Source organism: Sulfitobacter sediminilitoris, from assembly GCF_010667575.1.
GTDB lineage: Bacteria > Pseudomonadota > Alphaproteobacteria > Rhodobacterales > Rhodobacteraceae > Sulfitobacter > Sulfitobacter sediminilitoris.
In genome coordinates, this window is record NZ_JAABNT010000001.1 from 421,052 (window position 1) to 437,104 (window position 16,053).

The following is a 16,053-nucleotide window of genomic DNA, read 5'->3' on the forward strand; positions in this document are numbered from 1 at the left end:
AACCACGCGCATATCCTTTGACAAAACGCGGGACCGGCGATCAACATTCAATAAATGACTTATCCTTCCAATCGCCCGCCCGATCGCCCAACCGACGCCGCCGCAGGCATCGAAGTCACATCTGATTTCGAACGCTTTGCCCAGCGCAATGACATCTTCACCCGCGCTTTCTGGGACGATCGCATCCGGTCGCGCAAAACCGACGCTTTCTTTGCTTCCTACCGAATGGAAGCCACTCCACGTCGGGGCGACGGCTTTACCCAACGCGACTTTGCGCTTCGGAATGCGAGCTGGTTGATTTCCGACCTGATTTCGGACCGAGGCAGCGAGAGCGGAGAGCGCGAGGGCTTTCAAGCTGCGATCCGGAACGACACGCCGGTCGCGCCGATGCAGCAGGCCGTAGAAGACCCTACGCGCATGGCGGAAGAGATCAAACGCATCGCGAATTTCTTCGGTGCGGACCTTTGCGGCATCACAGAGATGGACGACCGCTGGCTCTATGCCAGTCGTGTCGATACGCGCGATTTTTCCGAAACGCCCAATGATCTGCCAGAGGGGATGACGTCGGTCATTGTCATGGGCCACCAGATGGAAGAAGACCTTGTTGCCACCTACCCTTCGGCACTGGCCGGGGCGGCGACGGGGCGCGAATACAGCCACGAAGCGGCCATCGTCATGCAAATGGCGGCGTATATCCGGAATCTGGGCTATGAAGCGACAGCCAGTATGAATGACACAGGCCTTGTGATCCCCTATGCCGTCAAGGCCGGGCTGGGCGAATACGCCCGCAACCAAATGGTGATCACGCCCGAATTCGGGCCGCGCCTGCGATTTTCAAAGATCTTTACCAACCTGCCATTGACCCATGACCTACCACAGCAGATGGGCGTCCGCGCCTTTTGCGACATCTGCACCAAGTGCGCGGACGCCTGCCCCGTCAAAGCGCTGCCCTATGGCCCCCCAGAGGTTGGCGGCGCGAATGTCTCAGCCATCAAGGGCGTACGAAAATGGACATCCGACGCGGAGAAATGCTTTAGCTTCTGGGTCAAGCTGTCGTCGGACTGCGCCATCTGCATGCGGGTCTGCCCCTTCAACCGGGACTTCGCAAAATGGCATCACCGGCTCTGGCTCAGGCTCGCCCTGTCCCCGTGGCGCAAGCTGGCGCTTTGGCTTGACCGCAAGCGCGGCGGGCGCAAAAAGCCAGCCGATTGGTGGAAGGCCTCCACGTGACACAGGGCCTCAGTCACATGACTTTCATCATGCGGCACCTTGATAAGATGGAAGAAATTCTCACCTCCGTTCTGGACGCCCGCAAAATCTACGACAGTGGCGATGACACGTTCTCGCTCTCCAAAGAGCGGTTTTTTGATATCGGCGGGGTCTGGGTCGCCACCATGCAGGGCGATCCCCTGCCCACACGGACATACAATCATGTTGCTTTCAAGATGGGCCCAGACGAGTATGACGACCGACTGGCGCGCATCAAGGCGCTGGGACTGGAAATTCGCGAAGGGCGATCGCGCGTCGCTGGGGAAGGCCATTCGATCTACTTCTATGACTATGACAACCATATGTTTGAACTGCACAGCGGTACCTTGGCGGAACGCCTTGAGCGCTATGCAAAACCACGTTGAATGCGCATTGTGCACAGATGCACAGAGCCCCTGAGGCCGCGCCGGATTGGTCATTCCCTCACGACCTCCTATTTAAGCTGTAACGCAACGCAAGGAGACGTGTCATGTCCCTCAGACCCACTTTGGAAACCCGCCGCGCCATCCCGACGCTTGAAGGTGCGGGCGTAAAACTTCACCGCGCCTTTGGTTTTCAGGACCCCAGCGAATTGGATCCTTTCCTGCTGTTCGATGATTTTCGCAACGAGCGGCCACAGGATTTTGAGAAAGGCTTTCCCTGGCATCCACATCGGGGGATTGAGACGATCACGTATGTGCTGGAAGGCACTGTCGAGCATGCGGATTCGCTGGGCAACACCGGCACACTAGGCGCAGGCGATGTGCAATGGATGACCGCAGGGCGCGGCATCCTGCATCAGGAGATGCCGCAGGGCAACGCGCGCGGCCAGATGCACGGCTTCCAGCTTTGGGGCAACCTGCCGTCGGATCAGAAAATGACGGCACCGCGCTATCAGGACGTTACCGCCAAGGACATTCCCGAAGTCATTGACGATGACGGCACCAAGGTGCGCGTGATCACCGGTGAGTTCTGGGGGAAAACCGGCCCGGTGGATGGCATCGCGGCGGACCCGCAATACCTTGATATCTCGATCCCTGCAGGGGTGAAAAAGACCTTTCGGATCGACACCTATCGGCGCGCCTTTGCGTATGTTTTCCAGGGCGCCGGTGCCTTCGCCGATGCCTCTGCCCCCACGGGGGTGCTGCTGGAAAAAGAAGTGGCGGGCGAAGAGGTCAATATCCGCGACCTTTCAGGTGATCGCACGCTGATCCGCTTTGGCACCGGCGATGAAGTCACCGTTCAGGCAGGACCCGAAGGCATCCGCTTTTTGCTGATCTCCGGTGCGCCCATAGAAGAGCCTGTGGCATGGCACGGCCCCATCGTGATGAACACCCGCGCCGAGTTGGAGCAGGCCTTTGCGGAGCTGCGAAACGGTACGTTCATCAAGCCTGCGCATTAAGTCCGGTGGCGTGGGAGGGATTTTTTCCCACGCCATATTCTTCAGCCTCATCGTTAACCAATTCACCACTTAACCATCTGTTAAGTTGAAACTTTCCTAAAAAGCAGCGATCCGTCATCCTCTGTCCCAACAACCGTCGGGGGCCGGTTTGATGACGACACTGCAAAGGAAAGTCTACCATGTACAAAATGCCCCTTCAGGCCGCCGCCCTCATGTTTATGGGCGCATTACCCGCGATTGCTGACACAGATCTCGGCATTATCGGCGCAGATTTGCGTCTGGGCTATTCGAACCAGATGATCGAGGGGGGCTTCGTTTCCGGCACCGTCGATGTGGCGATCACCGATCACCACGGTGCACAGTTCGATCTGCAATACGAAGAGCGCAGCAATGGCGGCATCGGACGCCTTGGGACAGTGATCTACATGACCCCGCGAGAAGGGCAGAAGTACGGCCTTTCGCTGATGCTTGCGGACAAGAACGATGCCTCCTCCACCTACGGTCAAATAGGGGCAGCAGGGATGTTCGAAATTGCACCCGACTGGAACGTCGAGATGCGGGCAGGCATCGGATTGTCTGCGGACAATGATCTCGATTGGATCAGTGCTGGCGGCGGGTTGCACTGGCAGGCCACCAAACAAACCCAATTCTATGGCCATTACGATATCGCGAGTTTTGATGAACAGACCTTCAACGCAACCGCGCATGAGGTGACGTTCGGCGTGCAGACCCGGCTTGGCGACAGCCCTGCGGCGCTTTTCGCCAAAGCCTCGCGAGACTGGATGAACGGACGCAACGGGGCTGATGCGGACACCACGATCCGGGTGGGCGTATCGGTTTCACTGGGCCGGACCGGGAACAATCAGCCATCGTTCCGGGTGTCCGATCCGATGCGTCAGATCCTGCGGCGCGGGCTGTACTAGGATCACATCCGTTGCGAAGTTCCCGGTTGCCAGAACGGCACCCTTACCAAACCTCAACCGGCATTTCATAAAACCCGGATCGTCGCGACACCGCCGGGGCATGACAACGCCACCGGCACCTATCGGAAAGTGAGGCCCCGCAAGGGGCCATAGCTGAACCGTTCAGACGTGCAGGGAAACCTGTCTCTTATCTCCGAGCCTTGGCGGCGCCGCCCTTTTTTAAACGGCCACCCTAACAGACATGACAGGGACACACCGCCGCGCGCCCCTCGCGCGCGGGTGCTGGCGCTATTCGGCCCCCACGGCGCGGCGCACCATGTCCCAATATTGCGCGACCACCTGATCCAAGGATAGCCGCCCGCCTGACCGGAACCAGGTATTCACGCCTGTCAGCATCGCGATAATCGCAAGCGTCATGATCTTGGTGTCCTCAATGGCAAAGACGCCTTGCTTGGCGCCATCCCGCAAGATCGTCTCAAGCCTGTCTTCGTAGCGCCGTCGCAGCGCTTCGATCTGTGCGAAATTTTCAGGGCTGAGGTTCCGCAACTCCATATAGGCGATGAAAACCTCGTCAGGCCGATCGGCGTGAAAGCGAATGTGAAACTCAACGAATTGCCGCAACCGCGTCAGGGGGTCCGCTTCCGCACCGAAATCTGCCTGCGCCAGCAGTTCTTCCAGATGAACGCGCATCAGATCGAACAGCAGCGACTCCTTGTCCGGTGTGTAGTTGTACAGCGCGCCCGCCTGCACACCGACCTCGGCTGCAATCGCACGCATCGACACCGCCGCATAGCCTTTTTGCGCAAACAGGCGCAGCGCCGCCTGCCGCACCCGTGGGCCGGTGATCCCGGCGTGTGAACCCGTCGTCCGTGCCATGAAAAGCATGATTAATGAACACCCGTTCAAAAGCAATGCCCGCTTGCGCGATGCCCTGTGCTGGTGCAGGAATGTCCCATGAAACGCACGTTGGCCACTCTCTGTCTTACTGCCCTTTGCGCAGGCTGCACGCAGTTTCCGGAGTTGGATTTCACCCAGACAGCAGCGCTTGAGGCAGCTGAATACCCAGGGCTTGTGCCCATTGAACCGATCATTGCCGGGGTCGATCAATCCGGCCCCGACCCCATCGCTGAACAGACCAATATGGATGCACGCCTTGCGGGTTTGCGCGCGCGCGCCGACCGGCTGCGGGGCGGCGTACTGAGTGCGGCGGAAAAGAAGCGTCTTGAAGAAGGGCTGAGATAGCCAAAGCCGCGTTGCATGGGGGCGCGGAACCCGCTACATCGCGGCTCAAACGCGTGACGCAAAGGAGCCTCCCATGTCTGATCCCCTTCGCCTTGGTATCGCTGGCTTGGGCACAGTGGGTGTCGGTGTCGTCCGCATCATCCGCCAACAGGCCGCGCTCTTGGAAGCCCGGACAGGGCGCAAGATCATCATTTCTGCCGTCTCGGCTCGCTCGAAAGGGCGCGACCGCGGCGTATCCCTGTCAGACTATGGCTGGGAGGACGATCCGATTGCGCTGGCCACGCGCGACGATGTGGATGTTTTTGTCGAGTTGATGGGCGGCGAAGACGGCCCCGCAAAGGCGGCGACCGAAGCCGCCCTGAAAGCGGGCAAGGATGTCGTAACGGCCAACAAGGCGATGCTGGCGATAAACGGTCAGGCGCTGGCGGAACTGGCCGAGGCAGAAGGCCGCGTCATCCGCTACGAGGCCGCGGTCGCCGGGGGCATCCCGGTAATCAAGGCATTGATGGAAGGGCTGGCGGGGAACGAGATCACCCGCGTGATGGGCGTCATGAACGGCTCGTGCAACTATATCCTGACGCGCATGGAGAACTCCGGCAAAACCTATCAGGAAATCTTCGCCGAAGCTGACGGCCTGGGCTATCTGGAGGCGGATCCACAGCTTGACGTGGGCGGCATTGATGCGGCGCACAAGTTGGCGATCCTCAGCGCCATCGCCTTTGGATCGAAGGTTGATTTCGATGGGATCCAGCTTGAGGGGATCGAACGGGTCAGCATTGAAGACATCCGCGCCGCCGCCGACATGGGCTACAAGATCAAACTGCTTGGTGTTGCGCAGAAAACCGGTCGTGGGCTGGAACAGCGGATGCAGCCCTGCCTTGTGCCTGATACGTCGCCGCTGGGTCAGTTGGACGGCGGCACCAATATGGTTGTCCTCGAAGGCGATGCGGTGGGCCAGATCGTGCTGCGCGGTGCCGGAGCAGGCGAAGGCCCGACGGCTTCTGCGGTGATGGCCGACATTTGCGATATCGCACGTGGCGTGCGCGGCCCGGTCTTTGGCCAGCCCGCAACCAGCCTTGCCACGTCGAAAGCGGCACAATCCCAATTGCCGGCCCCCTATTATCTGCGCATGGCTCTGGTCGACAAGCCCGGTGCCCTGGCCAAGATCGCCACCGTTCTGGGTGAAGCCGGGGTCAGCATCTACCGCATGCGCCAGTACGAACACGAGGACAGCTCGGCCCCTGTCCTGATCGTTACCCACAAGACGACCCATGCCGCCCTGCAGGACGCCCTGTCAAACATGGACAGCACTTGCGTCATGGCGGGCGCACCCGTGGCACTGCGGATCGAAGAGGGCTGAATGGACTGGTTCGCGCCGGTCGACATCTACTGCGAACGCACGGACAGCCGGTTGTGGTCCGAGCCGCTGAACGCAGTGTCCAATCTTGCTTTCATCCTGGCCGCGCTTTGGGGCGCATTCGAGGCGCGAAAACGCGGAATAACGCGCTTTTCAGTGTGGCTGTTGATCGGGCTCGCCTTCTGCATTGGGGTCGGGTCATTCCTGTTTCACACCTTTGCGACCGTATGGGCAAGCTTTGCGGACACCGTTCCGATCTGGACCTTTGTGGCAGCTTATGCCCTGATTTCCATGGCCCTCATCGGGGGCGCACCTCCCCGGCGCATTGCCGTCATCGTAATTGTTGCCGTTGCTCTTGTGACCGTGCTGTGGCTTGCCAACGATAGCCCGGACACCTCAGCGCCCGCCGCACCGGAACCAAGCCGGTTCAACGGATCGGAGCAATACCTGCCTGCGGTCATCGCCATGCTGATTTTCACGGCCGTCACCCACCTGCGCGCCCATCCGATCCGCTGGTGGTTCACCGCCGCAACTGTGACCTTTTTCATCTCCCTCACCCTGCGGACCTTTGACATGGCCCTTTGCGATGTCTGGCCCTATGGTACTCACGTCTTTTGGCATCTGCTGAACGGCTCCATGATCGCCCTGTTGCTGCAGGCGCTCATCCGACAAATAACAAGGACGACTGCCCCATGACCGCTTCCGCCGATTTCCAAGACCGCATGCTTTCGCTGGGCCTCGCCCGCGTGTCAGAGGCTGCGGCCCTCGCTTCTGCCAAACTCGTCGGCAAGGGCGATGAGAAAGCCGCCGATCAGGCTGCCGTGAACGCAATGCGCGAGCAGCTTAACATGCTGGATATCGCCGGTGTCGTGGTGATCGGCGAAGGCGAGCGGGATGAGGCACCGATGCTCTTTATTGGCGAAGAAGTGGGCACCGGCAATGGCCCCGGAGTGGACATCGCGCTTGATCCGCTGGAAGGGACGACGCTGACCGCCAAGGACATGCCGAACGCCCTGACCGTCATTGCAATGGGCCCGCGCGGATCAATGCTGCATGCGCCCGACACGTATATGGACAAGCTGGCCATCGGGCCAGGATATGAAGCCGATGTCGTGACGCTGGACATGACCCCCGGCGAACGTGTTGACGCGCTGGCTAAGGCGAAGGGTTGTGCGCCTGCTGACATCACCGTCTGTATTCTCGAACGCCCCCGCCACGAAGCCATGATCGCCGAGGTGCGCGCCAAGGGCGCAGCGATCCGCCTGATCACGGATGGTGACGTGGCTGGCGTCATGCATTGCGCGGACCCGGATACCGGCATCGACATGTACATGGGTGCGGGTGGTGCGCCCGAGGGCGTGTTGGCAGCCGCAGCTCTGAAATGCATGGGCGGGCAGATGTACGGGCGTCTTCTGTTCCGCAACGACGACGAACGCGGTCGCGCCAGCAAGGCGGGCATCACCGATTTCGACCGCATCTACACCCGCGACGAGATGGTGACCGAAGACGTCATATTTGCCGCCACCGGCGTGACCAGCGGCAACATCCTGCCCGGCGTTCGCCGCGAACCCGGCTGGATGACCACCGAAACCCTGATCATGCGCTCCAAGACCGGCTCCGTACGGCGGATCAACTACCGCACACCGGTGGAGTGATCGACGCAAAAGCCACAACGGAACAAAGGGACAGGGCTGTGTCTTTCCTCGGCGTTGAAACATCGCTGACCGGTCGGCGCTGGGTCGGCCCCGGCGTTGAGGTTGAACGCGCGGCGGAATTGCTGGTGCAACGGACCTCCCTGCCCTCTGCGGTTTGTCAGGTGCTGGCCCGGCGCAACGTGGCACCGGAAGACGCCGAAAGTTTCCTTGCGCCAGCGTTGCGCGATCTGCTGCCTGATCCAAGATCCCTGAAGGACATGGAGAAAGCGGCGGCGCGTTTTCTGACCGCCGTGGAACAACGCCAGCGCATTGCCGTCTTTGCTGACTATGACGTCGATGGCGGCAGCTCAGCCGCACTCTTGTTGATCTGGCTGCGCGACATGGGGTGCAAGGCGACCCTCTATGTCCCTGATCGCATCGACGAAGGATACGGACCCAACGATGAGGCGATGGCGGCCCTCGCAGCCCAGCACGACCTTATCATCTGTGTCGATTGCGGCACCCTCTCGCATGGCCCCATAGCGGCGGCCAAGGGTGCAGATGTGATCGTGCTTGACCACCACCTTGGGGGCGAGACCCTGCCCGACGCATTGGCTATCGTGAACCCGAACCGGCAGGACGAGGACGGGGCCTGCGCCCATCTTTGCGCCGCTGCCGTCGTGTTCCTGATGTTGGTCGAAGCAGGCCGACAACTGCGCGACGCGGCGCGCAAGGGACCCGACCTGATGGCAATGCTTGATCTGGTCGCCCTCGCCACCGTGGCCGATGTGGCCCCTCTGATCGGCGTGAACCGCGCCTTTGTCCGGCAGGGTCTGCGCGTCATGGCCCGGCGCGAACGCCCCGGTCTGACCGCCCTTGCTGACGTCGCGCGGATGGAGACGGCGCCCACCGCCTATCACCTTGGCTACCTCTTGGGGCCGCGCATCAATGCGGGCGGACGGATCGGACAGGCGGACCTTGGTGCGCGATTGCTGGCCTCGAACGATCCGCATGAAACGGCGGCGCTGGCCGAACGGCTTGATAAGCTGAACACCGAACGCCGCGAGGTTGAAGCCGCCGTGCGCGCAGCAGCACTGGATCAGGCTGAGGAGCGCGGCTTTGATGCACCGCTGGTCTGGGCCGTCGGTCCCGGCTGGCACCCCGGCGTCGTGGGCATTGTCGCCTCTCGCCTGAAAGAGGCCTCGAACCGCCCATCGATCGTCATCGGGGTCGAAGATGGCATCGGCAAAGGCTCTGGCCGGTCCGTCAGTGGCATCGACCTGGGTGCGCCGATCCAGCGGCTGGCAGCCGAAGGCCTGCTGATCAAGGGGGGCGGTCACAAGATGGCGGCGGGCCTGACCGTGGCCGAGCACAAGATCGAACCGGCGATGGCGCGTCTTGGCGAATTGCTCGCCAAGCAGGGCGCCCATCTGGGCGGGCCAGCCGACCTTAATGTCACCGGCCTGCTGATGCCCGGTGCGGCGACGGTTGAGCTCGCGGAGATGGTTGAGCAAGCAGGCCCCTTTGGTGCCTCGGCCCCTGCCCCACGCTATGTCTTTGCTGACATGCAGATCCTCTTTGCCAAGCGTGTCGGACAAAGCCACCTCAAGATCAGCTTTGGCGACGGTCTGGGCGGCAAAATGGATGCCATCGCGTTTGGTGCTTTTGACGGTCCGATGGGCCCCGCATTGGAGGCACACGGCGGCGCACGCTTTCATTTGGCAGGAAAGCTGGACATCAACACGTGGCGCGGACGGCAATCGGTCCAGCTGCGCCTTGAGGATGCCGCACCCGCCTGAGCTTTTTTGTGAGATAGGCGTGAAATTTCCCTTGCACGCGCTGCGGGGTTTCCGTAATGAACCGCTCACGACCAGTGGCCCGTTCGTCTATCGGTTAGGACGCCAGGTTTTCAACCTGGAAAGAGGGGTTCGATTCCCCTACGGGCTGCCACTTCCCCTTCTCCGAAAAGAATGTAAGACACCCTAGAACGGATGGGTATCTGGTTGGGCCGGGATCAGCGAATGCGTTGAACGCATCGCAAAAAATCCAGAGTTCTTGCATTGCAGCCACCTCACGCAGGATCAATGGCGCGGCCCGCACGTGGCCGTCACGAATCCATCAAACAGTGGCCTAATCCTTCTCGTCTGCGGCGCCATAAAATCTTGCGGTTTGCACATTCTTCATTCATATTCAAATTTAAGAATTTATAGGAGAACACCATGCCCTTCACGCGACGCCGTTTCCTCGCTGGCTCTGCCGCTTTGCCCTTTGTCGGCGCGCTTCCCCGCTTCGCTGTCGCCGAGATGTCCATCGGCTCCACGACGCTGACGACAGTCAGCGATGGCAACCTCGTCCTGCCCGGCAGCTTCATCTTTGAACCGATGCCCAAGGACGAACTTGCGCCGATCCTGACGGAGTTTGATCTGTCAAATGAACGCCTGACGCCTGAGTGCAACCTGACGCTTTATCGCGACGGCACCAACACGGTGCTCTTTGATGCAGGCTCCGGCCCCGATTTCATGCCAACGGCGGGTGTGCTGCTGGACAGTCTGGACGCACTTGATCTGACACCCGAGGACATCACGCATGTTGTCTTTACCCATGCGCACCCTGATCACATCTGGGGGCTGCTGGATGACTTCGACGACCCGCTTTTTACCGAAGCCACGCACATGATGGGCCGGGCCGAGTGGGATTATTGGTGGAACCCTGAAACGGTCAACACCATCGGAGACGCGCGCGCGGCTTTCGCGGTCGGGGCCAAGCGCCGGATGGAGGCGATCAAGGACCAGGTAGTGTTCTTCGATGCCGGGCAAGAGGTTCTGCCGGGCGTGGCCGCCGTGGCAAGTTACGGACACACGCCAGGACACATGAGCTTTGAGGTGCGCAGCGGGTCTGACGCGGCGTTGGTCATCGGGGATGCCATCGGCAACCACCATGTCGCTTTCCGCAAGCCCGCGTGGCACAGCGGATCGGATCAGGATCTTGATATGGCCGCGGCGACGCGCAAGGTCTTGTTCGACCGGATCATGGCGGATCAGCTTCAAATCATCGGCTTCCACCTTCCCAACGGCGGCATTGGCCGGGTCGAGGCGGCAGACGAAGGCTACCGCTTTGTTCAGGAGGACATGTGATGCGTCTTACCCTGATTGGTCTCATCGCCGGACTGGCCCTTCCCGCCCTCGCCAGTGAAGATATTCCGGATCAATACCCCGGCTCAGCGCTTTATTCAAAACCGGTTGAGGTCATTCCCAACGTCTGGTCGGCCATCGGGGCGACGGCACCACCAACCTACGAAAATACGGGACATAACAACAATCTCAGCTTTATCGTCACCGGTGACGGCGTAATCGTCGTCAACGGCAGCGCGGCCTATGTTCTGGCCAAGGCGCTGCATGATGAGATCAAGGCGATTACCGATCAGCCAGTGAAACTGGTGATCAATGAGAACGGCCAGGGGCACGCGATGCTGGGCAATTCCTATTGGTCCGAGCTTGGCGTTCCGATCCTTGCCCATGTGGATGCCGCCCACGAGATTGAAGAGAACGGTCATCGCATCCTTGAAGGCATGCTGCGCTACAATCGGGACAAGGCCGAGGGAACTTTCATCGTGCCACCGACGGAAACGTTTGAGGACAAGCGCGTCATAGAGATGGGGGACATGCGCATTGAGGTCCTGCACCTTGGCCCCGCCCATAGCCCCGGTGATATTCAGGTCTGGCTGCCGGAACAAAGCCTGGTCATCGCCGGAGACATGGCATTTCACGAACGTATGCTGCCGATCTTCGAAGATACCATGACCGCTGAGTGGGTAGAGACATGGGAAAACGAATTCGAAGCGCTTGAAGCGACCTATGTCATTCCCGGTCACGGACATCCAACGAACATGGATCAGGTCCGTCGGTATACCCATGATTACCTTGTCTACCTGCGCGAGAAGATCGGTGCGCATCTGGATGAAGGCGGCGATCTGGCGGAAGCATACTATGTGGACCAGTCCCCCTATGCCAACCTTGATACCTTCGAGGAACTGGCGACAAAGAATGCAGGCCGCGTCTATGAGCAGATGGAATTCGAATAACCCACCCTCGATTTGAGCCAAGTCAAAGAAATTGCTGCGCCTCGGCGTCATTCAGGATCAACAGAACTTGAAAGGCGGATTCGATGGAAAGCCTGATTGACAGATTTGGTGAACCAGCATTGCTGGTCACGGCAGGGGCAATCGTGGGGCTGATGTTTGGCATCGCCGCCTATCATTCGCGGTTCTGCCTGCGTGCAGCCACGGCCGAAGTGGCGGGCGGCGTGATCGGGCCAAGGCTCTCTATATGGCTGGTGGCGTTCCTGACGGCGCTGACCTCGGTACAGATTTTCATTCTATTCGGCATTCTGGATGTGTCCTCGGCCCGGCAACTGGCCACGACTGGCAGCATGTCAGGCGCCATCATCGGCGGGTTGCTGTTTGGCTGCGGCATGATCCTGGCACGGGGCTGCGTCAGCCGACTGCTGGTGCTTTCCGCCTCCGGCAACCTGCGCGCCATTATCACTGGGCTGGTTGTTACACTGACCGCGCAAGCGGCGCTGAGTGGGGTGCTGGCCCCGGCACGAGAAAAAATTGCGTCGCTCTGGACCGTGGCAGGCGGGGCCGGTCGGTATCTTGTGCAATTCTCCGATGCCACCTTGCCTGTGGCTGCGGCCTTCTGTCTGAGTGGCCTTATGCTGGCATTCGTTTTCGGGATAAAGAAAAATGTGCCCGCTTCAGAGCTTGCAGCGGCAGCAGGCGTGGGGCTTGCCGTGGCGATCGGGTGGCTGATGACCTATGTCATCGCCTCCGCGTCGTTCGAGGTGGTCGCGGTACAGTCCGTCACTTTCACCGGGCCCTCAACAGACACCCTGATGGCACTTGTCAACGAACGTGACGTGCCGCTCAGCTTTGGCCTTGGGCTGGTTCCCGGTGTTTTCGTAGGGGCACTGCTGACCGCGCTGGCCAAGGGAGAAGCAAAGATCCAGCGCTTCGGTCCCGATGTGCCGATGGAGCGTTATCTGATTGGCGGCATGCTGATGGGTTTCGGTTCCATGCTGGCCGGAGGCTGCGCCGTGGGTGCGGGGGTGTCAGGCGGCGCAATCCTTGCGCTGACTGCATGGGTTGCCGTCTTCTGCATGTGGGTGGGGGCCGTTGCGACCCAGCTGGTGCTGACGTCGCGGCCATCGGGTCAGACCGCCGCGACCTAAGCCCGCCTTACTGCGCGGCCATTGGCATCCTTGCCAGTTCGCATTGCGTCCAAAGACTTTCCAACGCCGATACCAGACGGTCAATATCTTCAGCCGAATGAACAGGCGACGGTGTAATGCGCAACCGTTCCGTCCCCTTGGGCACGGTAGGATAATTGATCGGCTGGATGTAGATCCCGTGCTCTTTCAGCAGCACGTCCGAGATGAACTTGCACTTCATCGGATCGCCGACCATCACCGGAATGATGTGGCTGGGGTTTTCAATATGCGGCAGACCCATCGCATCCAGACGCGCGCGCACCTCGGCGACATTTGCCTGCTGGCTTTCACGTTCAACGTTGCTTTGCTTGAGGTGGCGGATCGACGCCGCCGCCCCGGCCGCGACGGCAGGGGGCAAAGCGGTGGTGAAGATAAAGCCGCTCGCGAAGGAGCGGACGAAATCGCACAGCTCCGCTGAGGCAGCGATATAGCCACCGACCACACCGAATGCCTTGCCCAGCGTGCCTTCGATCACTGTCAGGCGATCCATCAGACCTTCCCGCTCAGCGATGCCACCGCCACGCGGGCCGTAAAGGCCAACCGCGTGAACTTCGTCGAGATATGTCATCGCGCCGTACTTGTCGGCAAGATCACAGATTTCCTTGATCGGCGAGATATCTCCGTCCATGGAATAGACGCTCTCAAAGGCGATCAGCTTGGGCTGCTCAAGCGGCAGTGAGGCCAGTTTCGCTTCCAGATCTTCCAGATCATTATGTTTCCAAAGCATTTTCTGCGCGCGTGAATGGCGGATGCCTTCGATCATCGACGCATGATTCAGCGCGTCTGACAGGACCACGCAATTTGGAATGCGGGACGCCAGCGTCCCAAGCGCGGCCCAGTTCGACACATATCCGCTGGTGAACAGCAATGCGTCTTCCTTGCCATGCAGATCGGCCAGCTCAGCCTCAAGCAGGACGTGGTCATGGGTCGTGCCAGAGATATTGCGTGTGCCCCCGGCCCCTGCCCCGGTGCGGTCCAACGCCTCGTGCATCGCCTCCAGCACCTTTGGGTGTTGGCCCATCCCGAGGTAATCGTTTGAGCACCAGATGGTGACCTCCCCCGGTCCATTGTGGCAGGTGGCGGATGGAAACGCGCCGCGATGACGCTCAAGTTCCGCAAAGTCGCGGTAGTTTCCATCGGCACGCAAAGCGTCCAGTTCGGATCGGAAGAAGTCTTGGTAGTTCATCAGTTCGCTGTAGCCTCAGATACAATTTCGGATAACAGGTCTTCGACCTTTTGCATGGCGCCTTCGGGATAGTCCCGATAGCCGATGATGACCCCATCCTCGCCTTCGGCAACGAAGATGCCATAAGGGCAATGGGCGATGTTCATTGGGTCCGCTTCCATCACTTCACGCGACAAAACGGCAGAGCAGAACAGGAACACATCGGCAGATTTGAAGATCATCGCATCGCTGCCGACGTCGGCACCGGTGCGGTTTAGCATTTGACCCACGTGGCTGACGTAGTCGATGACCAGCCCCTTATCGACGATGGCGCTTTCGATCGCGAAAGTCGCATCTTCGAAAGATCCATCGTAAGTCGTGGTGATCGGTGCCTCGGCAGCGGCAGCCGTGGCAAGTCCGAATGTGGCGGCAAGTATGACGTTTTTCATGATCGACCTCCTATGTCTGCGCAGCAGTCTGGCAGGCAGAAGCGCCCCGGTCTTTGAGCAAGATCAAGAACCGGGGCGATTGGTTCCTAGCCAAACATGTCCGACACGATACCAGAGTACCAGCCTTCGGATTCTTCATAGGTGGCCTTGCGCGTCGCGCTGTCCTCACCTGTCTGGCTGATAAAGCCATCGACCTTGGCGATTTTCTCGGGTGTTGCCTCGTAGGTGGCTCCCACCTTTACACCGTCATTCGCGCTGATCAGAGACCAGCAGGTGTTGGAGAACTTCGCAGGGAAGACCTTGGAGCCGGTCAGCGCACCGCGCACCGCGTTGGCGCAGACCTTGGCCTGCGAATTGGCCGAGAAGCCGGATTTCGGCATGTCGCCCTGGCTTGAGGAATCGCCTAGCACGTGAACATCCGCATCGGCCTTGGAGGACATGTCCGCCGCATTCACCGGGGCCCAGTTGCCATCTGTGACGCCCGCCATATCCGCGATCTTGCCCGCCTTCATCGCGGGGATCACGTTGCAGGCATCGACCGAAGTTTCTTCACCGTCGATGGTGACGGTCATATTGGCCGGATCGACAGACACGTTGCCACCACCAAAATCTGCACCGATCCAGTCGACCATACCTTCGTAATGGTTCGCCCAGCCCTCTTGGAAGAGCCCCATCTTGGAGAATTTCGGTTTGGGGTCCGCAACGATGATCTTGGCCGTCGGATTATTCTGCTTGAGCTGGTAGGCGATCATCGAGATCCGCTCGTAGGGTCCGGGCGGGCAGCGGTACGGGTTCGGGGGCGCGACCATCGCGAAAACGCCACCTTCGGGCAGGTTCATGATCTGGCTTTTCAGCAGTTCCGTCTGCGATCCCGCCTTGTAAGCATGAGGCATCGCGTTCTGATACGCGAGGGACCAGCCTTTGACAGCGCCGTCAACAAAGTCGATACCGGGGCTGAGGATCAGCTTGTCATAAGGCAGCGTGGCACCACCGGCGAGGCTGACGGTCTTGCTGTCACGGTCCACATCAACGGCCCAGTCGTGCACCACGTTGATGCCGTAGGCGGCAGCGAGGTTGCCATAGGTATGGCCCAGATCGTCCATCTCCTTGAACCCACCAAGGTACAGGTTCGAGAAATAGCAGGTGAAGTAGGTGCGCGACGGTTCAACCAGCGTGACGTCGATGGCCCCCTTGCTGTCCTTTGCGATATAACGCGCGGCAGTCGCACCGCCCGATCCGCCCCCAATCACGACAACGCGGGGTTTGCCGTGCCCGTCGGCCAGCAGTGCTGGCGCGCTTATACTGGCCGCAGCGGCGGCAGAGGTGCCTAGAAATGTTCGTCTGTTCAATGTCATTTTCTCTCTC

General features: G+C 60.2%; 16 protein-coding genes and 1 tRNA gene. 13 read left to right on the plus strand and 4 right to left on the minus strand.

Annotation, left to right across the window (positions count from 1 at the left end; all coding sequences use genetic code 11):
• Nucleotides 1-54 precede the first annotated feature (54 nt).
• The 4 genes from GV827_RS02050 (at nucleotide 55) to GV827_RS02065 (ending at nucleotide 3,573) form a co-directional block, all read left to right on the plus strand.
• Nucleotides 55-1,230, plus strand: a complete 1,176-nt coding sequence (locus GV827_RS02050; protein ID WP_164352017.1) for a reductive dehalogenase — start codon at nucleotides 55-57, stop codon at nucleotides 1,228-1,230.
• A complete protein-coding gene (gene fosX, locus GV827_RS02055) occupies nucleotides 1,227-1,634 on the plus strand; it encodes a FosX/FosE/FosI family fosfomycin resistance hydrolase (protein WP_164352018.1) in 408 nt (135 codons plus the stop codon). The genes GV827_RS02050 and fosX overlap by 4 nt, the downstream gene beginning before the upstream one ends.
• A 104-nt stretch (nucleotides 1,635-1,738) precedes the next feature.
• Nucleotides 1,739-2,650: a pirin family protein gene (locus GV827_RS02060; RefSeq protein ID WP_164352019.1), complete on the plus strand. Its 912-nt coding sequence runs from the start codon at nucleotides 1,739-1,741 to the stop codon at nucleotides 2,648-2,650.
• 179 nt (nucleotides 2,651-2,829) lie between these two features.
• Nucleotides 2,830-3,573: a hypothetical protein gene (locus tag GV827_RS02065; RefSeq protein ID WP_164352020.1), complete on the plus strand. Its 744-nt coding sequence runs from the start codon at nucleotides 2,830-2,832 to the stop codon at nucleotides 3,571-3,573.
• 288 nt (nucleotides 3,574-3,861) lie between these two features.
• Here GV827_RS02065 and GV827_RS02070 read toward each other — a convergent pair whose 3' ends face one another.
• Nucleotides 3,862-4,449 carry a TetR/AcrR family transcriptional regulator gene (locus GV827_RS02070; RefSeq protein ID WP_164352021.1) on the minus strand — a complete coding sequence of 196 codons (588 nt, stop codon included), beginning with the start codon at nucleotides 4,447-4,449 and terminating at the stop codon, nucleotides 3,862-3,864.
• Between the two features lie 78 nt (nucleotides 4,450-4,527).
• Between GV827_RS02070 and GV827_RS02075 the strand changes: the two genes are divergently transcribed.
• The 9 genes from GV827_RS02075 (at nucleotide 4,528) to GV827_RS02115 (ending at nucleotide 13,035) form a co-directional block, all read left to right on the plus strand.
• On the plus strand, nucleotides 4,528-4,815 hold the full coding sequence (locus GV827_RS02075; RefSeq protein WP_164352022.1) for a hypothetical protein: 288 nt from the start codon (nucleotides 4,528-4,530) through the stop codon (nucleotides 4,813-4,815).
• 73 nt (nucleotides 4,816-4,888) lie between these two features.
• On the plus strand, nucleotides 4,889-6,175 hold the full coding sequence (locus GV827_RS02080; RefSeq protein ID WP_164352023.1) for a homoserine dehydrogenase: 1,287 nt from the start codon (nucleotides 4,889-4,891) through the stop codon (nucleotides 6,173-6,175).
• Nucleotides 6,176-6,868, plus strand: coding sequence for a ceramidase domain-containing protein (locus GV827_RS02085; RefSeq protein WP_164352024.1), 693 nt, complete (start codon nucleotides 6,176-6,178; stop codon nucleotides 6,866-6,868). It abuts the gene before it with no gap.
• Nucleotides 6,865-7,827: a class II fructose-bisphosphatase gene (gene glpX / locus GV827_RS02090; protein WP_164352025.1), complete on the plus strand. Its 963-nt coding sequence runs from the start codon at nucleotides 6,865-6,867 to the stop codon at nucleotides 7,825-7,827. Before GV827_RS02085 ends, glpX begins: the two co-directional genes overlap by 4 nt.
• 38 nt (nucleotides 7,828-7,865) lie before the next feature.
• Complete coding sequence (recJ, locus tag GV827_RS02095; protein WP_164352026.1) at nucleotides 7,866-9,605, plus strand: single-stranded-DNA-specific exonuclease RecJ; 1,740 nt, start codon at nucleotides 7,866-7,868, stop codon at nucleotides 9,603-9,605.
• A 76-nt stretch (nucleotides 9,606-9,681) separates the two neighbouring features.
• A tRNA-Glu gene (locus GV827_RS02100) sits at nucleotides 9,682-9,756 on the plus strand.
• A gap of 269 nt (nucleotides 9,757-10,025) precedes the next feature.
• The gene (locus GV827_RS02105) at nucleotides 10,026-10,940 is read left to right on the plus strand and encodes an MBL fold metallo-hydrolase (RefSeq protein ID WP_164352027.1); all 915 of its coding nucleotides are present in this window, start codon (nucleotides 10,026-10,028) and stop codon (nucleotides 10,938-10,940) included.
• Nucleotides 10,940-11,887, plus strand: a complete 948-nt coding sequence (locus GV827_RS02110) for an MBL fold metallo-hydrolase (RefSeq protein WP_164352028.1) — start codon at nucleotides 10,940-10,942, stop codon at nucleotides 11,885-11,887. The genes GV827_RS02105 and GV827_RS02110 overlap by 1 nt, the downstream gene beginning before the upstream one ends.
• 83 nt (nucleotides 11,888-11,970) lie before the next feature.
• A complete protein-coding gene (locus GV827_RS02115) occupies nucleotides 11,971-13,035 on the plus strand; it encodes a YeeE/YedE family protein (protein WP_164352029.1) in 1,065 nt (354 codons plus the stop codon).
• A 7-nt stretch (nucleotides 13,036-13,042) separates the two neighbouring features.
• Here GV827_RS02115 and hemA read toward each other — a convergent pair whose 3' ends face one another.
• From hemA to GV827_RS02130, 3 genes are all read right to left on the minus strand, one after another.
• The gene (gene hemA, locus GV827_RS02120) at nucleotides 13,043-14,260 is read right to left on the minus strand and encodes a 5-aminolevulinate synthase (protein WP_164352030.1); all 1,218 of its coding nucleotides are present in this window, start codon (nucleotides 14,258-14,260) and stop codon (nucleotides 13,043-13,045) included.
• Complete coding sequence (locus GV827_RS02125; RefSeq protein WP_164352031.1) at nucleotides 14,260-14,688, minus strand: DUF302 domain-containing protein; 429 nt, start codon at nucleotides 14,686-14,688, stop codon at nucleotides 14,260-14,262. Before GV827_RS02125 ends, hemA begins: the two co-directional genes overlap by 1 nt.
• 86 nt (nucleotides 14,689-14,774) lie before the next feature.
• On the minus strand, nucleotides 14,775-16,043 hold the full coding sequence (locus GV827_RS02130) for an NAD(P)/FAD-dependent oxidoreductase (protein ID WP_164352032.1): 1,269 nt from the start codon (nucleotides 16,041-16,043) through the stop codon (nucleotides 14,775-14,777).
• Nucleotides 16,044-16,053 lie beyond the last annotated feature (10 nt).

Coding starts and splice junctions, on each gene's coding strand:
- GV827_RS02050 (WP_164352017.1), top strand. CDS start 55: ATGACTTATCCTTCCAATCGCCCGCCCGATCGCCCAACCGACGCCGCC.
- GV827_RS02060 (WP_164352019.1), top strand. CDS start 1,739: ATGTCCCTCAGACCCACTTTGGAAACCCGCCGCGCCATCCCGACGCTT.
- GV827_RS02065 (WP_164352020.1), top strand. CDS start 2,830: ATGTACAAAATGCCCCTTCAGGCCGCCGCCCTCATGTTTATGGGCGCA.
- GV827_RS02070 (WP_164352021.1), bottom strand. CDS start 4,449: ATGGCACGGACGACGGGTTCACACGCCGGGATCACCGGCCCACGGGTG.
- GV827_RS02075 (WP_164352022.1), top strand. CDS start 4,528: ATGAAACGCACGTTGGCCACTCTCTGTCTTACTGCCCTTTGCGCAGGC.
- GV827_RS02080 (WP_164352023.1), top strand. CDS start 4,889: ATGTCTGATCCCCTTCGCCTTGGTATCGCTGGCTTGGGCACAGTGGGT.
- GV827_RS02085 (WP_164352024.1), top strand. CDS start 6,176: ATGGACTGGTTCGCGCCGGTCGACATCTACTGCGAACGCACGGACAGC.
- glpX (WP_164352025.1), top strand. CDS start 6,865: ATGACCGCTTCCGCCGATTTCCAAGACCGCATGCTTTCGCTGGGCCTC.
- GV827_RS02105 (WP_164352027.1), top strand. CDS start 10,026: ATGCCCTTCACGCGACGCCGTTTCCTCGCTGGCTCTGCCGCTTTGCCC.
- GV827_RS02110 (WP_164352028.1), top strand. CDS start 10,940: ATGCGTCTTACCCTGATTGGTCTCATCGCCGGACTGGCCCTTCCCGCC.
- GV827_RS02115 (WP_164352029.1), top strand. CDS start 11,971: ATGGAAAGCCTGATTGACAGATTTGGTGAACCAGCATTGCTGGTCACG.
- hemA (WP_164352030.1), bottom strand. CDS start 14,260: ATGAACTACCAAGACTTCTTCCGATCCGAACTGGACGCTTTGCGTGCC.
- GV827_RS02125 (WP_164352031.1), bottom strand. CDS start 14,688: ATGAAAAACGTCATACTTGCCGCCACATTCGGACTTGCCACGGCTGCC.
- GV827_RS02130 (WP_164352032.1), bottom strand. CDS start 16,043: ATGACATTGAACAGACGAACATTTCTAGGCACCTCTGCCGCCGCTGCG.